Source organism: Variovorax sp. RCC_210, assembly GCF_041355175.1.
Taxonomy (GTDB): Bacteria; Pseudomonadota; Gammaproteobacteria; order Burkholderiales; family Burkholderiaceae_C; genus Variovorax.
The window spans coordinates 269,513-291,222 of record NZ_JBFUPJ010000009.1 but is presented as its reverse complement, the minus strand read 5'-3'; the positions used below and the strand labels follow the sequence as shown (position 1 = coordinate 291,222).

The 21,710-nt window shown below is 65.6% G+C and carries 21 protein-coding genes; 10 read left to right on the top strand and 11 right to left on the bottom strand.

Annotated elements, in window-relative coordinates; genetic code table 11:
- Positions 1-45: 45 nt before the first annotated feature.
- The 9 genes from AB6807_RS24465 to AB6807_RS24425 all read right to left on the bottom strand — a co-directional run bounded on the left by AB6807_RS24465 (position 46) and on the right by AB6807_RS24425 (position 9,780).
- A complete protein-coding gene (locus tag AB6807_RS24465; RefSeq protein ID WP_116907106.1) occupies positions 46-417 on the bottom strand; it encodes an integration host factor subunit alpha in 372 nt (123 codons plus the stop codon).
- Between the two features lie 5 nt (positions 418-422).
- Entirely contained in the window at positions 423-2,864 is a 2,442-nt protein-coding gene (gene pheT / locus AB6807_RS24460; protein WP_371086564.1) for a phenylalanine--tRNA ligase subunit beta, read from the bottom strand.
- 38 nt (positions 2,865-2,902) lie between these two features.
- Positions 2,903-3,979 (bottom strand): phenylalanine--tRNA ligase subunit alpha, encoded by a 1,077-nt coding sequence (gene pheS / locus AB6807_RS24455; RefSeq protein ID WP_116907104.1) that lies wholly within the window; start codon positions 3,977-3,979, stop codon positions 2,903-2,905.
- 112 nt (positions 3,980-4,091) lie between these two features.
- The gene (rplT, locus tag AB6807_RS24450; protein WP_007832499.1) at positions 4,092-4,451 is read right to left on the bottom strand and encodes a 50S ribosomal protein L20; all 360 of its coding nucleotides are present in this window, start codon (positions 4,449-4,451) and stop codon (positions 4,092-4,094) included.
- Between the two features lie 24 nt (positions 4,452-4,475).
- The gene (gene rpmI, locus AB6807_RS24445; protein WP_007832497.1) at positions 4,476-4,679 is read right to left on the bottom strand and encodes a 50S ribosomal protein L35; all 204 of its coding nucleotides are present in this window, start codon (positions 4,677-4,679) and stop codon (positions 4,476-4,478) included.
- Positions 4,680-4,834: 155 nt separating this feature from the next.
- Complete coding sequence (gene infC, locus AB6807_RS24440) at positions 4,835-5,458, bottom strand: translation initiation factor IF-3 (protein WP_116907103.1); 624 nt, start codon at positions 5,456-5,458, stop codon at positions 4,835-4,837.
- A 101-nt stretch (positions 5,459-5,559) separates the two neighbouring features.
- Positions 5,560-7,467: a threonine--tRNA ligase gene (thrS, locus tag AB6807_RS24435; protein ID WP_116907102.1), complete on the bottom strand. Its 1,908-nt coding sequence runs from the start codon at positions 7,465-7,467 to the stop codon at positions 5,560-5,562.
- A gap of 358 nt (positions 7,468-7,825) precedes the next feature.
- Complete coding sequence (gene aceA / locus AB6807_RS24430; RefSeq protein WP_116907807.1) at positions 7,826-9,157, bottom strand: isocitrate lyase; 1,332 nt, start codon at positions 9,155-9,157, stop codon at positions 7,826-7,828.
- A 206-nt stretch (positions 9,158-9,363) separates the two neighbouring features.
- Positions 9,364-9,780 carry a gamma-glutamylcyclotransferase gene (locus tag AB6807_RS24425; RefSeq protein ID WP_371086563.1) on the bottom strand — a complete coding sequence of 139 codons (417 nt, stop codon included), beginning with the start codon at positions 9,778-9,780 and terminating at the stop codon, positions 9,364-9,366.
- 39 nt (positions 9,781-9,819) lie between these two features.
- Between AB6807_RS24425 and AB6807_RS24420 the strand changes: the two genes are divergently transcribed.
- Together AB6807_RS24420 and AB6807_RS24415 are read left to right on the top strand one after the other, a co-directional pair.
- A complete protein-coding gene (locus tag AB6807_RS24420) occupies positions 9,820-10,752 on the top strand; it encodes a DMT family transporter (RefSeq protein ID WP_371086562.1) in 933 nt (310 codons plus the stop codon).
- A 155-nt stretch (positions 10,753-10,907) separates the two neighbouring features.
- On the top strand, positions 10,908-11,375 hold the full coding sequence (locus tag AB6807_RS24415) for an SWIB/MDM2 domain-containing protein (RefSeq protein ID WP_116907099.1): 468 nt from the start codon (positions 10,908-10,910) through the stop codon (positions 11,373-11,375).
- Between the two features lie 76 nt (positions 11,376-11,451).
- Here AB6807_RS24415 and AB6807_RS24410 read toward each other — a convergent pair whose 3' ends face one another.
- Positions 11,452-12,195, bottom strand: a complete 744-nt coding sequence (locus AB6807_RS24410) for a helix-turn-helix transcriptional regulator (protein WP_371086561.1) — start codon at positions 12,193-12,195, stop codon at positions 11,452-11,454.
- Between the two features lie 103 nt (positions 12,196-12,298).
- On the opposite strand from AB6807_RS24410, the gene AB6807_RS24405 reads away from it, so the two are divergent.
- Positions 12,299-12,580, top strand: coding sequence for a hypothetical protein (locus tag AB6807_RS24405; RefSeq protein ID WP_116907097.1), 282 nt, complete (start codon positions 12,299-12,301; stop codon positions 12,578-12,580).
- Here the strand turns inward: AB6807_RS24405 and AB6807_RS24400 are convergent.
- On the bottom strand, positions 12,558-14,297 hold the full coding sequence (locus AB6807_RS24400; RefSeq protein WP_371086560.1) for a thiamine pyrophosphate-binding protein: 1,740 nt from the start codon (positions 14,295-14,297) through the stop codon (positions 12,558-12,560). The genes AB6807_RS24405 and AB6807_RS24400 overlap by 23 nt on opposite strands.
- A 94-nt stretch (positions 14,298-14,391) precedes the next feature.
- Here AB6807_RS24400 and AB6807_RS24395 point away from each other — a divergent pair, with 94 nt between their 5' ends.
- The 7 genes from AB6807_RS24395 to AB6807_RS24365 all read left to right on the top strand — a co-directional run bounded on the left by AB6807_RS24395 (position 14,392) and on the right by AB6807_RS24365 (position 21,709).
- Positions 14,392-15,093 carry a TetR/AcrR family transcriptional regulator gene (locus AB6807_RS24395; protein ID WP_371086559.1) on the top strand — a complete coding sequence of 234 codons (702 nt, stop codon included), beginning with the start codon at positions 14,392-14,394 and terminating at the stop codon, positions 15,091-15,093.
- Between the two features lie 223 nt (positions 15,094-15,316).
- Positions 15,317-16,282: a tripartite tricarboxylate transporter substrate binding protein gene (locus tag AB6807_RS24390; RefSeq protein WP_371086598.1), complete on the top strand. Its 966-nt coding sequence runs from the start codon at positions 15,317-15,319 to the stop codon at positions 16,280-16,282.
- 40 nt (positions 16,283-16,322) lie between these two features.
- Positions 16,323-17,096: an ABC transporter permease gene (locus AB6807_RS24385; RefSeq protein WP_371086558.1), complete on the top strand. Its 774-nt coding sequence runs from the start codon at positions 16,323-16,325 to the stop codon at positions 17,094-17,096.
- Positions 17,097-17,149: 53 nt separating this feature from the next.
- A complete protein-coding gene (locus tag AB6807_RS24380) occupies positions 17,150-18,160 on the top strand; it encodes an ABC transporter substrate-binding protein (protein WP_371086557.1) in 1,011 nt (336 codons plus the stop codon).
- A 95-nt stretch (positions 18,161-18,255) separates the two neighbouring features.
- Positions 18,256-19,035: an ABC transporter ATP-binding protein gene (locus AB6807_RS24375; protein ID WP_371086556.1), complete on the top strand. Its 780-nt coding sequence runs from the start codon at positions 18,256-18,258 to the stop codon at positions 19,033-19,035.
- A gap of 10 nt (positions 19,036-19,045) precedes the next feature.
- Positions 19,046-20,494, top strand: coding sequence for an enolase C-terminal domain-like protein (locus AB6807_RS24370; protein ID WP_371086555.1), 1,449 nt, complete (start codon positions 19,046-19,048; stop codon positions 20,492-20,494).
- Between the two features lie 51 nt (positions 20,495-20,545).
- Positions 20,546-21,709, top strand: coding sequence for a Gfo/Idh/MocA family protein (locus tag AB6807_RS24365; protein ID WP_116907089.1), 1,164 nt, complete (start codon positions 20,546-20,548; stop codon positions 21,707-21,709).
- Position 21,710: the final 1 nt, after the last annotated feature.

Genomic DNA, 21,710 nt, shown 5'->3' with positions numbered 1-21,710 from the left:
GGGAAACCTTAGAGATTACTCCACGCAGGCGCACAGCACCAAGCACTATTCGGCGCCCAGGCTCCACTCGACCTCGGACGCGCTGCCCTGGTCGATGCTGCCGTGAATCTGCTCCTTCAATTTCGCGCTTGCGTGGAAGGTCGCGACGCGGCGCTCGCCGATGGGAATGGCCTCGCCGGTGCGCGGGTTGCGGCCCGGCCGTGGCGCCTTCACGCGGATCTGGAAGTTGCCGAAGCCCGAGATCTTCACGTCCGTGCCCTCGATGAGGCTGTTGGCCACGAGCTCGAAGAATGCTTCGACCATGTCCTTGGACTCACGCTTGTTCAGCCCGATCTGTTCGAACAGCAGATCGGCCAGGTGCGCCTTGGTGAGCGCCGGCGTTTCGAGGGCCTCGAGCGTGAATTCGGCAGCGTTCATTCTCATCAACCCCTCAAGCGGCCGCCAAGCTTGGCGCCCAGTTGTTCGACGATGGCGCGCACGGCCGGCTCGACCTGCTCGTCCGTCAAGGTGGCGCTGTCGCTCTGGAAGCTCAGGCGAACCGCCATGCTCTTCTCCCCTTGCGCCAAGGCACCAGGCGCAGCCACCGCGCCGTCGCGCAAAGGTTGTGGGCGGTAGATGTCGAACAGCGTGGCGTCGCGCAGCAGTCCTTGCGCCGCAGTGGCCGCGCGAATGGCCTGCATCAACGCATCGTGCGTCACGGCTTCGGCCACCACGACGGCAATGTCGCGCTCCACGGCCTGGTGCTTGGGCACAGGCTGCGCCACCGGCACGGGCCGCGCAGTAACGGCGTCGAGATCGAGCTCGAACAACACCGGTGCCTGCGAGAAGTCCCACTTCTGGCGCCAGCGCGGATGCAACTCGCCGACGAAGCCGATGGCCTTGCCGTCGACGAGCACGCGAGCCGAACGGCCCGGGTGCAGCGCCGGATGCTCCGCCACTTCGAAGGTCGGAATCACGGGTGCAAGCACGGCCTCGACGTCGCCCTTCATGTCGTAGAAGTCGACGCGCTGCGACTTGCCGTCCCAGCGCGATTCGTCGGCATCACCCCAGGCCAGGCCTGCCACGCGCATCGGCTGGTTCACGCCGCGCACGGTGCTGTCGGTGGTGGCCACGCTGTCGTCGCGCAGGAACACGCGGCCCGCTTCGAACACGCGCACGCGCGGGGCCTTGCGGTCGAGGTTGAACTTGAGCACCTGCATCAGCGAGCCGAGCAGCGACGAGCGCATCACGCTCATCTGGCTGGCGATGGGGTTCAGCAGCTTGATCGGGTTGGCGTTGCCCGCAAGGTCATGCTCCCAATGCGCTTCGACGAAGCTGAAGTTGATCGTCTCTTGATAACCCAGCGCGGCCAGGCTGCGGCGCACGGCAAAGCGGCTGCGCTGCGCCTCGGGCCGCACGCGGGCGGTGATGGGTGCGAGCGGCGCGGTGGTCGGCAGGTTGTTGAAGCCGATGAGGCGCGCCACTTCTTCGATCAGGTCTTCTTCGATCAGCAGGTCGAAGCGATGCGGCGGCGGAGTCACGGTCAACGTGCCCTCGCCTTCGGCTATAGAGAAGCCGAGGCGGTTCAGCGCGTCGGCGCACTGTGCCTGGGTCAGCGGCATGCCGATCACGCGCGCCGCACGCGCCACGCGCAGCGTGACGGGCACGGCCGCGGGCACTTGCAAGGTCTGGTCGTCGATGGCGCCGGCCTCGCCGCCGCAGATCTCGACGATCAGTTGCGTGATGCGCTCGATGATCTGCACGGTGCGGCTCGGATCGACGCCGCGCTCGAAGCGGTGGCCCGCGTCGGTCGAGAAGTTGAAGCGGCGCGAACGGCCTTGCACGGCCTCGGGCCACCAGAACGCGGCCTCCACGTAGATGTTGCGCGTGGCGTCGGACACCGAGGTGGCATCGCCGCCCATGATGCCGGCGAGCGACTCGACCTCGCGGTCGTCGGCAATCACGCCGACCTTGTCGTCGACGCTGATGGTGGTGCCGTTCAGCAGCTTGAGCTGTTCGCCCGCCTTGCCCCAGCGCACCGTCAGGCCGCCGTGGATCTTGTCGAGGTCGAAGATGTGGGTGGGCTGGCCGTACTCGAACATCACGTAGTTCGAGATGTCGACCAGCGGTGTCACGCTGCGCTGGCCGCAGCGCGCGAGGCGCTCGACCATCCATGCCGGCGTGCTCACCTGGGTGTTCACGCCGCGCATGATGCGGCCCGAGAAGCGGCCGCAGAGTTCGGGGGCTTCGACCTTGACGGGGAGCACGTCGGTGAACGACGTGGCGACCGCGGCGATGGCCGGGGTCTTCAGCGGCGCGCCGGTGAGCGCGGAAAGTTCGCGCGCCACGCCATACACGCTCAGGCCGTGCGCCAGGTTCGGCGTGAGCTTGAGCGTGAGCAGCGCGTCGTCGAGCTTGAGCACCTCGCGCACATCGGCGCCGATGGGCGCGTCGGCCGCGAGCTCGAGCAGGCCGCCGTGGTCTTCGCTCAGCTTCAGTTCGCGCGCCGAGCACAGCATGCCCTGGCTCTCGACACCGCGCAGCTTGCCGAGCTTGATGAGGAAAGGCTTGCCGTCTTCACCGGGCGGCAGTTCGGCGCCGACCAGTGCGCACGGCACCTTGATGCCGACGCGCGCATTGGGCGCGCCGCACACGATGTTGAGCAGCTCGCCCTGCCCCACGTCCACCTGGCACACGCGCAGGCGATCGGCGTTGGGGTGCTGCACCGCTTCCTTGATTTCGCCGACCACGATGCGCGTGAAAGGCGGCGCCACCGGACGGCGCTCTTCGACCTCGAAGCCGCCCATGGTGAGCGTTTCGGCCAGTGTGGCGCTGTCGAGGGGCGGGTTGCAGAACTCGCGCAGCCAGGATTCCGGGAATTGCATCTCTTCGATCTCGATCTGGTTTTTCTATGGATGGGTGCTTACTGGAACTGCGAGAGAAAACGCAGGTCGCCGTCGAAGAAGAGGCGCAGGTCGTTCACGCCGTAGCGCAGCATCGTGAGCCGGTCGGGGCCCATGCCGAAGGCAAAGCCGATGTAGCGCTCGGGGTCGAGGCCCATGTTGCGCACGACGTTCGGGTGCACTTGGCCGGAGCCCGACACCTCGAGCCAGCGGCCGGCGAGCGGGCCGCTCGCGAACTGGATGTCGATCTCGGCGCTGGGCTCGGTGAACGGGAAGAAGCTCGGGCGGAAGCGCAGCACGAGGTCGTCGCGTTCGAAGAAGGTGCGGCAGAAGTCGGTGAAGACGACCTTCAGGTCCTTGAAGCTCACGTTCTCGCCGAGCCACAGGCCTTCGCACTGGTGGAACATGGGCGAGTGGGTGGCGTCGCTGTCGACGCGGTAGGTGCGGCCGGGCGCGATCACGCGAATTTCGGGCGCCTTCACGGTGCCGGTGGTGTCGGCCGCAGCCGCTGCGAATTCGGCGGCGTACTTCTTGATGTGCTGATGCGCATAGCGCACCTGCATCGGGCTGGTGTGCGGACGCAGGTTGTAGGGAATGCCGTCGTCGCCGTTCATGTCGACGTAGAAGGTGTCCTGCATCGAGCGCGCCGGGTGGTTCGGCGGATTGTTCAGCGAGGTGAAGCTGTGCCAGTCGCTTTCGATTTCGGGGCCGTCGGCCACATCGAAACCCATGCTCGAGAAGATCTCCTCGATGCGCTCCAGCGTACGGCTCACCGGGTGCAGGCCGCCGGGAATGCGGCGGCGACCGGGCAGGCTCACGTCCAGCGATTCGGCGCGCAGTTGCAGCGAGAGTTCTTCGTCCGCGAGTTGCTGGCGGCGCTCGGTCAAGGCGGCCTCGATGGCCTGCTTGCCCACGTTGATCGCGGCGCCGCGGGACTTCTTCTCTTCGACACTCAGCGCGGCCATGCCCTTCATCAGCTCGGTGATGCGGCCCGACTTGCCGAGGAACTGGGCCTTGGCGTTTTCGAGCTCGGCGGGCGTCTTCGCTTCGGCGAAGGCGGCGCGTGCGGTGGCGACCAGGGAGTCCAACTCGTTCATAGCAACAAAAATCTTCGAGGGGAAATAAAAAAGAGCTGGAGCCTTTTCAAGCGCCAGCCCTTGAGCCGTGGGCGCAGGAAGCTGCCCGGAGGCAGCAGCCTGCTGTGCAAAATCAAGCAGCCAGCTTGGCCTTGACCTGCTCCACGATGCCGGCAAAAGCGGCCTTGTCGTGCACGGCGATGTCCGCAAGCATCTTGCGGTCGATCTCGATACCGGCCTTGCGGATGCCGTTGGCGAACTGGCTGTAGGTCAGGCCCAGTTCACGCGAGGCGGCGTTGATACGCGCGATCCACAGCTGACGGAACACGCGCTTCTTGGTACGGCGGTCACGGTAGGCGTATTGGCCTGCCTTCATCACCGCCTGTTTGGCGACGCGGAAGACATTGCCGCGGCGACCGCGGAAACCCTTGGCGAGTGCGAGAACTTTCTTGTGGCGGGCGCGAGCCGTTACACCACGTTTGACGCGAGGCATGTGTGTACTCCTTGTTCGTCTGAGTTAAATGCCACGGCCGGGCAGCATGGCGGCGACAGAAACCATGTTGGTCTCATGCACTGCGACTGCACCACGGAGGTGACGCTTGTTCTTGGTGGTCTTCTTCGTCAAGATGTGACGCTTGAAGGCTTGACCGCGCTTGACGGTGCCACCGGGACGAACGCGGAAACGTTTTTTCGCGCTGCTCTTGGTCTTCATTTTGGGCATGTGAATGCTCCTTTAGTTTGTGCTCGTGAGGCGCCGCGGAAACTCCACGGACTTGTTGGCCCCGAGACACTTCTTTATCCCGCCCCTGCCTGCGCTCCTTGCGAAACGCCGGCAATGGCGAAATTCTTCAAACCACCTCTACTGCAACGCCAGATTCAGGCCGTTGCGGGCGATGCCGCCGGCGCCGCGGCATCTGCCGCCGGCTTCGGTGCACCGCCACCGGCCTTCTTGCGGCCCGGCGCGATCATCATGATCATCTGCCGGCCTTCGAGCTTCGGAAACTGCTCGACCATGATCAGGTCGCCCAGCTCGTCGCGAATGCGCTGCAACAGCGCCAGACCGAGCTCCTGGTGCGTGATCTCGCGGCCGCGGAAGCGCAGCGTGATCTTGCACTTGTCACCTTCATCGAGAAAACGCTTGATGTTGCGCATCTTGATGTTGTAGTCGCCGTCGTCGGTACCGGGCCGGAACTTGATTTCCTTGACCTCGATGACCTTCTGCTTCGACTTCGCCTCGGCTGCCTTCTTCTGCTCGTGGTACTTGAACTTGCCGTACTCGATCAGGCGGCACACCGGCGGGTTGGCCGCCGCGACGACCTCCACCAGGTCCACGTCGGCCTCACCGGCCAGGCGCAAGGCCTCGGAAAGGCTCATGACACCCAATGGCTCGTTTTCCGGGCCGACCAGGCGGACTTCCGGGGCCATGATTTCCCGGTTCAGGCGGTGTTGGCGTTCCTCGCGGTGGCGGCGGTCGCGAAATGCAGTAGCGATGGTCAGAATCCTTCAAAAATTGCTACAAAATCTGTAGCGAACGCCGCTCAGCCCTCGCGGACAAACGGCACGATTTGGCAAGGAAACATATGGGGTGTTTCGCGGTCAAATCAACGCTTGTCGGCAACGTCCTGAACGAGCCGTTGCTGGAACGATTCGAGGGACATTGCACCGAGGTCTTGATTGCCCCGAGCGCGCACTGCGACGGCACCAGCTTCCTTCTCTTTGTCGCCTACGACAATGATGTAAGGGAGCTTTTGCAACGAATGCTTCCGTATTTTATACGTAATCTTTTCGTTGTGCAGGTCAAGCTGAACCCTAAGCCCTTGATTTTGCAGCGCTTTCGCCACGTCCCGGGCGTAATCGGCCTGTCCTTCGCTGATATTTAGCACCGCAACCTGCACCGGAGCGAGCCATGCGGGCAGTGCGCCGGAGTGGTGTTCGATGAGCATGCCGATGAAGCGCTCCAGGCTGCCGACGATCGCGCGGTGCAGCATCACGGGGTGCGCACGGCCGCTCGATTCCGTCACGTACTCGCCGCCCAGGCGCTCCGCCGTGTTGAAGTCGACCTGCATCGTGCCGCACTGCCACTGGCGCCCGATGGCGTCGCGCAGCGTGTACTCGATCTTGGGGCCGTAGAACGCGCCGTCGCCGGGAGCGATGACAAAGTCGACACCCGAGCGGCGCAGCGATTCCATCACCGCATGCTCGGCCTTGTCCCACAGTTCGTCGGAGCCCACGCGGTTCTCGGGACGCGTCGCGACCTTGTAGAGGATGTCCGTGAATCCGAAGTCGGCGTAGACCTTCTGCAGCTGCTCCGTGTACGCGATGCACTCGTCGAGGATCTGGTCTTCCGTGCAGAAGATGTGGCCGTCGTCCTGCGTGAAGCCGCGCACGCGCATGATGCCGTGCAGCGCGCCGCTGGGCTCGTTGCGGTGGCACTGGCCGAACTCGCCGTAGCGCAGCGGCAGGTCGCGGTAGCTGCGCAGGTCGCTCTTGAAGATCAGCACATGGCCCGGGCAGTTCATCGGCTTGAGCGCGTACTCGCGCTTTTCCGACTCCGTCGTGAACATGTTGTCGCGGTAGTTCTGCCAGTGGCCCGTTTTCTCCCACAGGCTCTTGTCGAGGATCTGCGGGCCCTTCACTTCCCAGTAGCCCGTGTCGCGGTAGATGCCGCGCATGTACTGCTCGACCTGCTGCCACACCGCCCAGCCCTTCGGGTGCCAGAACACCACGCCCGGCGCCACTTCGTCGATGTGGAACAGGTCGAGCTCCTTGCCGAGCTTGCGGTGGTCGCGCTTCTCGGCTTCCTCGATGCGCTGGATGTACTGGTCGAGCTGCTTCTTGTCGGCCCAGGCCGTGCCGTAGATGCGCTGCAGCTGCTCGTTCTTGGCGTCGCCGCGCCAGTAGGCACCGGCCAGCTTCGTGAGCTTGAAGACCTTCAGGAAACGCGTGTTCGGCACGTGCGGGCCGCGGCACATGTCGACGTATTCCTGGTGGTAGTACAGGCCCATGGCCTGCTCGTCGGGCATGTCCTCGACCAGGCGCAGCTTGTATTCCTCGCCCCGCGACTTGAACACCTCGATGACTTCGGCACGCGGCGTCATCTTTTTCACGACGTCGTAGTCCTGCGCAATCAGCTCGCGCATGCGCGCCTCGATGGCGGCCATGTCTTCTGGCGTGAACGGGCGCTCGTACGAGATGTCGTAGTAGAAGCCTTCGTCGATCACCGGCCCGATGACCATCTTGGCCGTCGGATACAGCTGCTTCACCGCATGGCCTACCAGGTGGGCCGTCGAGTGGCGAATGATTTCCAGGCCCTCGTCGTCCTTGGGCGTGATGATCTGCAGCTTGGCGTCATGGTCGATGACGTCGCTGGCATCGACGAGCCGGCCGTCGACCTTGCCGGCCACCGTCATCTTGGCGAGGCCGGGGCCAATGGACTGGGCCACTTCGGCCACCGAAACCGGGCCGGGGAACTCGCGGCGCGAGTTGTCGGGGAGCGTGATCTGAATCATGTGAAAACCTCGGGGAGAAAAACAAAAAAGCGCGGTGGAAGACCGCGCTTTGCTTGGCTGTAGAGCTGGAACAAACCAGCGTGCGCGGGGCTACCGGCCTTTTCCTTCAGTGAAGAAAAAGCCGTTGGATCCTTGCGGAGTAGTTCGCGGTGTCATAACCAAGGTGCCTTTCTCGCTCTTGTTGAGTGCAGAGTCCGCGATTCTAGCCTTTGCCCGCCCAGGCTGTGCGCACGGCATTCTTCGCCCTGCACGCAAGCCGGAACGCCGCCAAGCCACGGTGCGAACACAAAAAAGCCCGGCACGCGGCCGGGCTTGAAGGTGACAGCGAAACCGCTGTCCATGAACCGATCCGAGCGGATCAGTGGAACTGTTCTTCTTCGGTCGAGCCCGATAGCGCCTTCACGCTGGACGAGCCGCCCTGGATCACGGTGGTCACGTCGTCGAAGTAGCCGGCGCCGACTTCCTGCTGATGCGACACGAAGGTGTAGCCCTTGTCGCGTGCGGCGAACTCGGGCTCCTGCACCATGTTCACGTAGTGCTTCATGCCTTCGCCGCGGGCGTAGGCGTGGGCGAACTGGAAGGTGTTGAACCAGTTGATGTGGATGCCGGCCAGCGTGATGAACTGGTACTTGTAGCCCAGCGCCGACAGGTCTTCCTGGAACGAGGCGATCTGCTTGTCGTCGAGGTTCTTCTTCCAGTTGAACGAAGGCGAGCAGTTGTACGACAGCAGCTTGCCGGGGCAGGCGGCGTGCACGGCTTGCGCGAACTCGCGGGCGAAGCCGATGTCCGGTACGCCGGTTTCGCACCACACCAGGTCGGCGTACGGGGCGTAGGCCACGCCTCGGCTGATCGCTTGCTCCAGGCCGTTCTTGACGCGATAGAAGCCTTCTTGCGTGCGCTCGCCGGTCAGGAAGGGCTTGTCGTTGGCGTCGTGGTCGGACGTGATCAGGTTGGCGGCTTCCGCGTCGGTACGGGCCAGCACGATGGTGGGCACGCCCATGACGTCAGCGGCGAAACGTGCCGAGATCAGCTTCTCGCAGGCTTCCTGCGTGGGAACGAGCACCTTGCCGCCCATGTGGCCGCACTTCTTCACGGCAGCCAGCTGGTCTTCGAAGTGCACGCCGGCAGCACCGGAGGCAATCATGTTCTTCATCAGCTCGAAGGCGTTCAGCACGCCGCCGAAGCCGGCTTCCGCGTCGGCCACGACCGGCAGGAAGTAGTCGATGAATTCCTTGTCGCCCGGGTTGATGCCGCGGCCCCACTGGATTTCGTCTGCGCGACGGAAGGTGTTGTTGATGCGACGGACCATCGTCGGCACCGAGTCGTAGGCGTACAGCGACTGGTCGGGGTACATCGTCTCGGAGGTGTTGCCGTCGGCAGCGACTTGCCAGCCCGACAGGTACACGGCTTCGAGACCGGCCTTGGCTTGCTGCATGGCCTGGCCGGCGGAGATGGCGCCGAAGGCGTTCACGTAGCCCTTCTTGGCGCCGCCGTTGATCTTGTCCCAGAGCTTTTCAGCGCCGCGCTTGGCCAGCGTGTGCTCGATGGGGAACGAACCACGCAGACGCACCACGTCGGCCGCGCTGTAGCCGCGCTTGACGCCCTTCCAGCGGGGGTCGGTGGCCCACTCTTTTTCGAGGGCGGCGATTTGTTGTTCGCGGCTGAGTTGTTCTGTGAGGGTCTGGGGCATGGTCACTCCGTGAGGTTGATTGAAGGTTGGGCGCTGCGGCCGTGGAGTTACTTTAATCCGACGGCAGACTCTTATGTCTTATAGAAGACATATTTTTCAATCAACAAAATCAACTAGTTACGTCGATATTTCTCAATGCAAAATTATTTTTCTCATATTGAGAAAAAATATTGCGCCGCAGCAGCCGCGGATTTCGTAATGCGCAATCAATCTTTCGGTGGTGAAAACGGCGAGCCGCTTTGCAGTGCCGCATGCGCAATCCAGTCGCCACTGCCGATCACCTGCCGCCCCGCAATGCGCGACGGATGGATCTCGTAGACCAGGCAATCGACCTGCTCCCCGCCGACCCCCACGCGCACCCGCCGCTTGATGTATTCACCCGAATCGTCGTCGGCCACTTCCTCGAGCACATCAAGCGCCGCCTCGACCGCAGGCTCGACGACGTACACCTCGCCCTTCACGCGCCCTGACCCGCCCAGCACCACGCCCGGATACGCGCCCAGGTCGTACAGCGTGCCGGCAATGCTGGCCTCGCCCACACACACAGGCTGCGGCCGGTAGCGCGCGATGTCGTTGCGCCCGCTGCGGCGCAGCGTGCCGTAAACAAAAACGTGGGGCATCATCGAAACCGCTTTCCTCGCAACAACAAGAACTTCAGTCTATTGAACTCCACCGCCCCCGCATCAGGCCGCCTCGTGGCCTACGGCTGCCTGGCACTGAGCATGTCGCTCGTCGGCGGCTACGTCGCACTCTCCAAACCGCTCGTTGCCGCCTTCCCGGTGCTGCTGCTCGCATGGCTGCGCTTCGGCATTGCGGCGCTGGCCATGCCGCACTGGCTCAAGCGCGCCCCCGACGAACCGCCGATGACCGCGCGCACGCGCTGGCTGGTGTTTCTCGAGTCGTTCCTCGGCAACTTCCTGTTCTCGATCTGCATGCTGTTCGGCGTCAGCATGACCAGCGCGGTGTCGGCGGGCGTGATCATGGCGTCGATCCCCGCGTGCGTGGCGGTCGCGAGCTGGCTCTTCCTGCGCGAGCGCATCACCGTGCGCATCGGCGCGGCCATCGTCTGCGCCGCGTTCGGCATCGGCCTGCTGGCGCTTTCTCCCGCTTCTGGAGCGCATGCATCGGCAACGCCCGCGGCCACGCAATCGTCGATGCCGTGGCTGGGCAACCTGCTGGTGTTCTGCGCGGTGCTCTGCGAGACGGCCTATGCGGTGATCGGCAAGTCGCTCACCGGGCGCCTGGGGCCCAAGCGCATCGCCTCGCTCATCAACCTCTGGGGCTTCATGCTCTCGATGCCCTTCGGCATCTGGTTCGCGCTGCAGTTCGATTTCACCGCCGTGCGCTTCGGCACCTGGGCACTGCTGGTGGCGTATGCGCTCGCCGCGAGCATCTGGACAGTGTGGCTCTGGATGACCGGACTTCGCAACGTACCAGCCGCACAAGCGGGTGTTTTCGCCGTGCTGTTGCCGGTGAGCGCGGCCCTCGTGGGCGTGCTCGTGCTCGGCGAAAACCTGTCTTCGCCACAGCTGCTTGCGTTCGTGATCGCACTGGTGGGCGTGATGCTCGCGACATGGCCGGCGCGCCGAACGTGAAAAACGAGGCTTCTCCCCTCTGAAAAAACAACAGCCCCCAATGAAAAAAGCGCTTTTTCCCTTGGAAACGCGTTTTTTCTCCTTTAGCATCCGCAATGCCACTGGAGACGCAAGTTTTTCATTGGTGAACGTTCAACCAAAAAAGGAAATCAACCATGGCAACTGCAAAGAAAGCTCCGGCAAAGAAAGCCGCCGCTCCCGCGAAGAAGGCTGCTGCTCCGGCAAAGAAGGCCGCCGCACCGGCGAAGAAGGCTGCTGCTCCGGCAAAGAAGGCCGCTGCTCCCGCGAAGAAGGCTGCGGCTCCTGCAAAGAAGGCTGCTGCACCGGCGAAGAAGGCTGCTGCTCCCGCAAAGAAGGCTGCTCCCGCCAAGAAGCGCACGCCCAACGCCGCGTTCATGAAGGCCCTGACCCCCAGCCCCGCGCTGGCCGCCGTGGTCGGCTCGACGCCGCTGCCGCGTACCGCCGTCGTGAGCAAGCTGTGGGACTACATCAAGAAGAACAACCTTCAAGACAAGGCCAACAAGCGCAACATCAACGCCGACGCCAAGCTGAAGGAAATCTTCGGCAAGGCCCAAGTGTCGATGTTCGAACTGGCCGCGCTGATCGGCAAGCACGTCAAGTAAGCACTCGGGGGCCCCGCGCTCCTGAATCAAAAAGCCCGCTTCATGCGGGCTTTTTTTTCGCCTGCCGCCGGGGCCCCTACCCCTCGAAGAAGCGCGCCGGCGTGCGGCCGAAGTGCTTGCGGAAGGCCTCGATGAAAGCGCTTACCGAGCTATAGCCCACCGTCAGCGCCACCGCCGTCACAGGCTCCTTCAGGCTCAACAACTCGACCGCCTTCAGCAACCGCGCCTGCTGGCGCCATTGCGCAAAGCTCAGGCCCGTCTCCGCCGCGAAGCGCCGCGTGAGCGTGCGGCGCGCCATGCCGATGCGATCGGCCCATGCGTCGATGCCATCCGCCAGCGCCGGATCGTCGGCCAGCGCGGCCGCCATCGCGACCAGGCGCTTGTCCTGCGGCATGGGCAGGTGCAGAGACGGCCTGTCGCCCGCGGCAAGCTCGTCGACCAGCACACCCACCAATCGCCCGCGGCGTGGCTCCAGCAGGGCATCGGATGCGTCCAGCGACGTCAGCCGGTCGACCAGCCCCTGCACCAGCGGCGTGACCGCGAACACATGCGGCGCCTTCGGCAACGCTGCAGCAGCCGTTGCATCGATGTGCAGGCTCCAACCCGCCGTGGCGCCGAAGCTCTGCGCCGCGTGGGCGCAGCGCGGCGCAATCCACCCGATCCAGCCCGGCGGCTGCACCCAGCGCCCCGAAGGCGTATCGATGAGCTGCAGGCCCTCGCGCAGCGCGAACAGCTGCCCGGTGTCATGCGAGTGATAGGCGGTGACGCGCGGCGCCCCGTGCACATCGAGCCAGAGCTTCGCCGGCGACTCAAAGGCCATGGCTGGCCCGCCGGCGGTATCGATTGGCCCCGCGGCGCAAGCCTGAAGCGCGCGGCCTGCCTAGCATCGAGTTCATCTTCACTCCCCCCTGAAAGGACCTCACATGCAAGCCCAAGACGTACTGCCCGACGGCCAGGACTTCACCGTCATCAACGGCACCACCCTGCGCAAGGGTTCGGTCGCGGCCTTCCTCGCCAACGCCCGCGTGCTCGAAGACGCGAACGCCTCGGCCGAAGACCGGCAGACCGCACAGCAAGACCTGCGCTCGCTGATTCCCGCGCTCGAGACGCTCGGCCTGTTCGACATCTTCGAACTGCGTTCGCCCGCCTTGCGCGCCGAAGTGGACCGCCATCGCGCAACGCTCAGCCAGCAGCCCCGGACTTGACCTCGGCCTGCTTCGCCGCGCGCGTGATCGACGCGAGCGTGCCGCGCGTGGTGATCACCTCGGGGTCCAGCGGAATCTCTATCAGCGTGCCCGTGTCGGCCGCCAGCGCGCGCAGCAGCGCGGCCTCGAACTGCCCGGTGGCCGTCACCCGCTCGGCCGCGTAGCCGTAGGCGCGCGCCAGGCCGCAGAAGTCGGGGTTGCGCAGCGCCGTGCCGCTGGTGCGTTCGGGGTACTCGCGCTCCTGGTGCATGCGGATGGTGCCGAACATGCCGTTGTTCAGCAGCACGATGATGCTCTTGCCGCCATGCTGCGACGCCGTCGCCAGCTCCTGCCCCGTCATCAGGAAATCGCCGTCGCCGGCAATCGTGAAGGCCACGCGCCCCGTCGCCAGGTTGGCCGCGATGCCGGCCGGCACGCCGTAGCCCATCGCGCCGCTGGTCGGCGCCAGCTGCGTCTTCGCGCCCTTGGTGAGCCCGTGGTAGCGAAAGTAGCGGTGCACCCAGCTCGCGAAGTTGCCCGCGCCGTTGGTGATGGCCGCGTCGGCGGGCAGGTGCTTCTGCAGCAGCGCGACGACCTCCGCCATGTCTACCGGCCCGCGTGGCGCGTCGGCGGGCATGCCGGCCAGCGCCTGGGGCACCAGGTTGGCCTCGTAGTCGGCATGGGCCTGCAGCGTCCATTCTTCCCACGGCAGCGTCGGCGGCGCGCTCAGCACCTCCAGGCTGCGCGCGGCGGCGCTCATGCCGGCGTTGATGGCCAGATCGGCCTGGTACACGCGGTTGAGTTCTTCCGCGCTCGCGTGGATGTGCACCAGCGTCTGCCTGGCCTTGGGCGCCTCGAGCAGCGTGTAGCCGCCCGTCGTCATCTCGCCCAGGCGCGGGCCGATGGCGAGGATCAGGTCCGCGTCCTTCACGCGCTGCGCGAGCTTCGGGTTGATGGCGATGCCCACGTCGCCCGCGTACAGCGGGTGGTGGTTGTCGAAGGTGTCCTGGAAGCGAAAGGCGTTGGTCACCGGCAGGTGCCAGTTCTCCGCGAAGCGCTGCAGCGCGTGCGCGGCCTGCGTGGTCCAGCCGCCGCCGCCGGCAATCACCAGCGGGCGCTGCGACTTCAGCAGCAGCTCGCGCAGCGTGCGCAGCGCGCCCGGGTCGCTCCAGGGCTCCACCGCTTCGACGCGCTTCAATGGCCGCGCGGCGGTCTCGCTGCGCAGCATGTCTTCGGGCAGCACCAGCACCACCGGCCCTGGCCGCCCGTTCATCGCGGTGGCGAAGGCGCGCGCGATGTACTCGGGAATGCGGTCGGCGTCGTCGATGCGCTCCACGCGCTTGGCAAAGCCCTTGGTGCTCGGCCCGAAGAAGCTGCCGTAGTCGACCTCCTGGAAAGCCTCGCGGTCGCGAAAGTCGCTGCCGACGTCGCCCACGAACAGCACCATCGGCGTGGAGTCCTGGAACGCGTTGTGCACGCCGATGGATGCGTTCGTCGCGCCCGGACCGCGCGTGACGAAGCACACGCCCGGCCGCCCGGTGATCTTGCCGTGCGCCTCGGCCATGAAGGCCGCGCCGCCCTCCTGCCGGTTGACGATGAAGCGCGCGCGCTCGCGGTACGCATGAAAGCCGTCGAGCACCGCCAGGAAGCTTTCGCCGGGCACGCCGAACGCGATCTCCATGCCCTGTTCGACCAGGCACTCCACGATCAGGTGGCCTGCGGGTTGTGATGTACTCATGAGAAGTAGAACCTCAGCTGCAAATGTCTTCGGCAATTATGTGCGTCCGCCCTTCGCGCCTTGCGTTAATTCCCCAATTGGTTAAATTCGCGCCATGAAGGCTCCCAAGGACCGCACCGCTCAAGCCAGCATTGCCGGCAATGCCGCCCGTGCCACGGACACCATCGACGTGCTCGAACCCCGTTCGCGCGATGCCGACCGCTCGCAGCTCGCCATCCTCGCGTCGGCGCGCGACGAGTTTTCGGCACGCGGCCTGGCCGGTGCGCGCATGGACAGCATCGCCGAGCGCGCGGGCCTCAACAAGCGGCTCATCTACTACTACTTCGGCAGCAAGGACGACCTGTTCCTGGCGGTGCTGGAGCGCACCTACGCCGACATCCGCGAGGCCGAGCAGCGCCTGCACCTCGACGAGATCGAGCCGGTCGAGGCCATTCGCCAGCTGGTGTCCTTCACCTGGCACTACTACCTCGAGCACCCGGAGTTCATTACCCTGCTCAACAGCGAGAACCTGCACTGCGCGGCGCACCTGAAGCGCTCCGAGCGCATCCAGGAAATGAACTCGCCGCTGGTGCAGCTGCTGGACACCGTGCTGGAGCGCGGCAAGAAGGACAACCTGTTCCGCGCCGGCGTCGACCCCGTGCAGCTGTACATCTCCATCGCGTCGCTCTGCTACTTCTACCTGTCGAACAACCACACGCTGTCGGCCATCTTCGGGCGCGACCTGCGGGCCCCCAAGGCGATGGCGCAACGCCTGTCGCACATGACCGACCTCGTGCTGGGCTACGTGCTGCACTGAAGGCGGCACCGCGGCGCCCCTCCTTCCTCACCGACCGGGCGCCGCCTCTCCTCACTCTGCGGGTATTCACTAGGCGGCGGCCGTTGACGCTGCGGTGTGGCCGTTTCTAAAATCGATAATTCACTCAATGGTGAATTGATCGATCCAAGAAAGCGGCCCGACCGCGCGGAGACAAACCTTGAAGCTTCTTGCCAGCACTGCACGCTCCCCCGCCCTCGCCTCGCTGACCGCGGCCTTGACCTTGGCCTGCACAGCCGCGCTGTTCCCCACGCTGGCGTCCGCGCAGAACGGCTACCCCAGCAAGCCCATCCGCGTGATCGTTCCCTTCGCGGCCGGCAGCACCACCGACATCATTGCCCGCGCCATCACCGACAAGATGAGCGTCAGCATGGGCCAGACGCTGGTCATCGACAACCGCGGCGGCGCCAGCGGCACCATCGGCCAGCAGGCGGTGGCCACGGCGGCGGCCGACGGCTACACGGTGATGATCCATTCGTCGTCGCACACGGTGAGCCCCTCGACCTTCGCCAAGCTGCCCTTCGACACGGTGCACGACTTCGCGGGCGTCACGCCCATCTCGTCGCTGCCCAACGCGCTGGTGATCTCGCCGGGCAAGAACATCAAGACGCTGCCACAGCTGCTGGCCGCGGCGCGCGCCAAGCCGGGCAGCATGAACTTCGCTTCCGCCGGCCAGGGCAGCGCCACGCACCTGAACGCAGAGAAGTTCAAGCTGGCCGCCAAGATAGACGCCACCAACATCCCCTTCAAGGGCTCGGGCGAGGCCGTGACCGAGGTGCTCTCGGGCCGCGTCGACTACTACTTCTCGCCCATCGCCCCGGTCATCGGCCAGATCAAGGAAGGCCAGCTGCTGGCGCTGGCCGTGGGCTCGCCCAAGCGCGCCGCCGCCCTGCCCGACGTGCCCACCACCACCGAGGCCGGCGTGCCCGGCTCGGAGTTCAACTTCTGGATCGGAATGATGGCGCCGGCCAAGACGCCGCGCGACATCGTCGAGCGCCTGAACGCCGAGGTGGCCAAGGCGCTGGCCACGCCCGAGGTGAAGGAGCGTTTCGCCAAGCTCGGCGCCGACGCCTGGACGCTCAAGCCCGCGCAGTTCGACGCCTACATCAAGGACGAGATCGCGAGCAACGCCGAGCTCGTGAAGGCGGCCGGCCTCTCGGTGCAGCAGTAAGCAAGCAGACAACAAGCAAAAGAAACCCCGGCCCCCCGTCATGTTCCGCAAGCTCCTGCTCTCCCCGGCCCTGCGCCCGTTCATCCTCATCTTGCTGCTGCTGGTGTTGTGGGACCTGGCGATTCGACTCTTCAGGATTCCGGCCTACCTGGTGCCGCCAACCTGGGAGGTGGTGAAGCAGCTCGTGGCCGAGTGGCCGCGCCTGCTGTCCGAAAGCTGGAAGACCACGCTGGCCACGCTGGGCGGTTTCGGGCTGACCATCCTCATCGGCATTCCGATGGCCATGGTCATCGCGTACTCGCGCGTGGTCGAGTCGTACGTGTACCCGCTGCTGGTGTTCTCGCAGAGCATTCCCAAGGTGGCAATCGCGCCGCTGTTCGTGGTGTGGTTCGGCTTCGGCATCTTCCCGAAGGTGATCAGCGCCTTCCTGCTGGGCTTCTTCCCGGTGGTGGTGTCCACGGTGATGGGCTTCAAGTCGGTCGAGCCCGACATGATCGACCTGTCGCGCTCCATGGGCGCGAGCCGGCTGCAGACCTTCTTCAAGATCAGCCTGCCCCAGGCGCTGCCGCAGATCTTCAGCGGCTTGAAGGTGTCGGTCACGCTGGCCGTGGTGGGCGCGGTGGTGGGCGAATTCGTCGGCTCCAACTCGGGCATCGGCTACGTGCTGCAGGTGGCCAACGGCAACTTCGACCTGCCGCTGATGTTCGCCGCGCTGGTGGTGCTGTCGAGCATCGGCGTCATTCTTTTCGTCGCGGTCGACCTGGTCGAGCGCGTGATGATTCCGTGGCACGCCTCGCAGCGCCACGCGCACTGAGTTCCCGGTTTCTAGTTCCTTCTGCATACCAACAACCTCCCGGAGACAAGACCATGAAGAAACTGCTTCCCTCGCTGCTCGCCCTGTCGACCGCCGCGGCATTCGCCACCTTTGCCGTGCTGCCGGCCCATGCCCAGGGCGACAAGCCCAAGGACAAGGTCACGCTCATGCTCAACTGGTACCTGTACAGCGAGCACGCGCCCTTCTTCCTGGGAAAGGAAAAGGGCTTCTATGCCGACGAAGGCATCGAGCTCGACATCCAGGAAGGCCGCGGCTCCGCCGTCACCGCGCAGGCGGTGGCCGCCAAGTCGGCCACCTTCGGCTACATCGACGTCACCACCATGATCAAGGCCGCCGCCAAGGGCGCGCCGCTGAAGTCGACCGGCGTGCTGTTCCAGGTGAGCCCGATGTCGGTCATGGGCTTCACCGAGAAGAACATCAAGACCCCCAAGGACATCATCGGCAAGACCGTGGCCGTGACGCCGGGCGACTCCATGTCGCAGATGTGGCCGCTGTTCCTGAAGGTCAACAACATCACGGCCGACCAGGTGAAGATCGTCTCGGGCGACGGCCAGACCAAGCTCAACGCGGTCACCAACGGCCAGGCCGACCTGCTGCTGGGCTACGTGATGGACCAGGCCATCAAGCTGCAGGACGCCACCGGCAAGCCCGTGACGCCGATCCGCTTCGCCGACTCGGGCGTGAACCAGATCAGCTCCGGCATCATCACCAACAAGAACCTGCTCACCGAGAACCCCGACCTGGTGAAGCGCTTCATGCGCGCCTCCACCAAGGCCGCCGAAGCTGCCGAGAAGAGCCCCGAGGCGGCCGTGGACGCCATGCTCAAGGCCAACGCCAAGGCCGGCGTGCGCGACACGCTCATCGTCGGCATGAAGCAGAGCGTGGCCCTGTATCACACGAAGGAAACGGCCAACCAGCGCCCCTACCGCGTGACCATGAAGAACGTGAGCGACTCGCTCGACCTGCTGGTGCAGTACGGCGGCATGGACGCCTCCACGCGCGGCAAGCCGGAAGACTACGTGACGCTGGACTTCCTGCCCTGATCGCCTGATCACCCGACCACCCGACCCATCGACCGCCCGACCGCCGCCTCCCGAGCCCCGCGCGCCTTTCGCCGTTGCCACCTCCCACGCATTCCATGTCCCAAGTCAACCTGATCGAAGCGCGCGGCGTCTCGAAGATCTACCAGAGCAAGGACGGCCCGGTCGAGTCGCTCAAGCCGCTCGACTTCGCCATCGGGCAAGGCGAGTTCGTCTCGGTCGTCGGCCCGTCGGGCTGCGGCAAGAGCACGCTGCTGAAGATGGTGGCGGGCCTGCTGCCGATCAGCGGCGGCAGCCTCACGCTCGCGGGCAAGCCCATCCAGGGCCCGCAGAAGGACGTGGGTATCGTGTTCCAGAGCGCGGTGCTGCTGCCCTGGCGCAGCGTGGAGGACAACATCCTGCTGCAGGCCGAGATGCGCCACCTGCCCATGGAAGCCGCCCGGGCTCGCGCCCGCGAGCTGATGGAAATGGCCGGCCTGAAGGGCTTCGAGGGCAAGTACCCGTGGCAGCTCTCGGGCGGCATGCAGCAACGCGCGTCGATCTGCCGCGCGCTGCTGCACGACCCCTCGGTGCTGCTGATGGACGAGCCCTTCGGCGCGCTCGACGCCATGACGCGCGAGAAGATGAACCTGGAGCTGCAGCGCATCTGGCTGGCCTCGAAGAAGACGGTGATGCTCATCACCCACAGCATTCCAGAAGCCATCTTCCTGTCGGACCGCGTGATCGTGATGAGCGAGCGGCCCGGCTCCATTGCGGCGGTGTACGACATCGACCTGCCGCGCGCCCGCACGCTGGACATGATGGCCTCGCCCGAGTTCGGCGCCTACACGAAGCTGGTGCGCGCGCATTTCTTCTCGCAGGGCATCCTGGACCACTGAACGGCACCCCATGGACGCGACCCGTTTCCACGTCGAGGAAGTTCGCTTCGCGGAGCGCAACGTCACGCTGCGGCTGCCGTTTCGCTTCGGCGCGGCCACCGTCACGGCCTGCCCGCAGGTCTATGTGAAGGCGCGCATCCGCTTTGCCGACGGCCGCACCGCCGAAGGCTGCGCCGCCGAGATGATGGTGCCCAAGTGGTTCGACAAGAACCCGGCGCTCACCAACGAGCAGAACTTCGAGCAGTTGCGCTTCGCCCTGCGCGACGCGCGCGAGGCCTACACCGCGGAGCCCGACGCGCAGACCGCGTGGACGCACTTCGCCTCGAACTACGCCGCGCTGCAGTCGCGCGCCAGGGCCAAGGGCCTGCAACCGCTGGTCGCCAGCTACGGCCCCGCGCTGATCGACCGCGCCCTGCTCGACGCGCTGTGCCTGCACCACGGCGCGAGCTTTGCCACGGCGATGAGCGGCAACCTCTGCGGCATCGACATCGCGGGCAGCGGCCTGGCCGACGACCTCGCAGGGTTCGACATGCCCGCCTTCCTGGCGAAGCAGTCGCCGCGCGCCCGCATCGCCGCGCGCCACACGGTAGGCCTCGCCGACGCGATCGACGAGATGGACGCCAGCGAGGCGCTGACGGATGCGCCTGAAGACGGCCTGCCGACGACGCTCGCGGCCGCCGTGAAGCGCTACGGCCTCACGCACTTCAAGCTCAAGCTCTGCGGCAACACCGCGCAGGACATCGACCGGCTGCAGCGCATCGCCCGCGTCATCGACGGCCATGCGCAGCGGGTCACGCTCGACGGCAACGAGCAGTACGCCGATGCCGACGACTTCGCCGTGTTTCTCGACCGCATGCTGTCCACGCCCGTGCTGTGGAAGCTCGCGCAGAAAACCGTGTTCGTCGAGCAGCCGATTCGCCGCGACGCGGCCTTGCAGCGCGACGTGTCCGCGCTGGGCAAGCGCATGCCGCTGCTCGTCGACGAGTCCGACGCCACGCTCGATGCCTTCGTGCAGGCGCGCGCGCTGGGCTACACCGGCGTGTCGAGCAAGAGCTGCAAGGGCTTCTACAAGTCGGTGGTCAACGCGGCGCGCTGCGCGCACTGGAATGCGGCCGAGCAAAAGCAGCCCTCCTCGCGCTTCTTCCTTTCAGGTGAAGACCTCACCATGCAGGCCGGCCTCGGCGTGCAGCAAGACCTGGCGCTGGTCGCGTGGCTGGGCCTGTCGCACGTGGAGCGCAACGGGCACCACTACGTGAACGGACTGGCCGCCGCGCCGCAAGCCGAACAGCAGGCGCTGCTGAAGCTGCACCCCGGCCTGTACGAACTCAGCGAGGGCGCCGTGCGCCTCGCCATCCGCGACGGGCAAATCGACTTGTCCTCGCTCGCCGCCGCGCCCGGCTTTGCCACCGGCAGACCCGGCGCCGGCATCTCGTGGGACGCCATGCGTTCCGTCTACTGAAGCCCTTGCGCTTCGCTCTGCAATCTCTCTCGCATCTCAAGGAAGAAAACGATGGCCACCCAACGTCTAGGAATCATCATGCACGGCGTCACCGGCCGCATGGGCATGAACCAGCATTTGATCCGCTCCATCTGCGCCATTCGCGCGCAAGGCGGCGTGACGCTGTCGAACGGCGACAAGGTCATGCCCGACCCGATCCTCATCGGGCGCAACGCCGAGAAGATGGAAGCGCTGGCCAAGGCGCACGACATCGCACGCTGGGGCACCGACCTCGACAAGGCGCTGGAGAACCCGGACGACACCATCTTCTTCGACGCCGGCACCACGCAGATGCGCCCCACGCTGCTGGCCAAGGCCATTCGCGCCGGCAAGCACGTGTACTGCGAGAAGCCCATTGCCACCAACCTGAACGAGGCCGTGGAGATCGCGCGCCTGGCCGAAGGCTCGGGCCTGAAGCACGGCGCCGTGCAGGACAAGTTGTTCCTGCCCGGCCTGCGCAAGCTCGACATGCTGCGCCGCGCCGGCTTCTTCGGCCGCATGCTCAGCGTGCGCCTGGAGTTCGGCTACTGGGTGTTCGAGGGCGACCTGCAGCCCATCCAGCGCCCGAGCTGGAACTACCGCAAGGAAGACGGCGGCGGCATGATCCTGGACATGATGTGCCACTGGCGCTACGTGCTGGACAACCTGTTCGGCGAGGTGAAGTCGGTGTCGTGCATCGGCGCCACGCACATCCCGAAGCGCTGGGACGAAGCCGGCCAGCCGTATGAAGCCACCGCCGACGACGCCGCCTACGCCACCTGCGAGCTCACCGGCCACAACGGCGAGCCGGTCATCGCGCAGCTCAACATGAGCTGGGTGACGCGCGTGCGGCGCGACGACCTCGTGACCTTCCACGTCGACGGCACCGACGGTTCCGCGGTGGCGGGCCTGTCGAGCTGCCGCGCCCAGTCGCGCGTGGCCACGCCGCGCCCGGTGTGGAACCCCGACGAGAAGCAGACCATGAACTTCTTCGACCAGTGGCAGGAAATTCCGGACTCGCAGGTGTACGACAACGGCTTCAAGATCCAGTGGGAGCACTTCATTCGCCACGTGGTCGAGAACGCGCCCTACAAGTGGACGCTGCCCGAAGGCGCCAAGGGCGTGCAGCTGGTCGAGGCCGCGCTCGAGTCGTGGAAGGACCGCCGCTGGGTCGACGTGTCTCCTTTGAAGGTGTGAG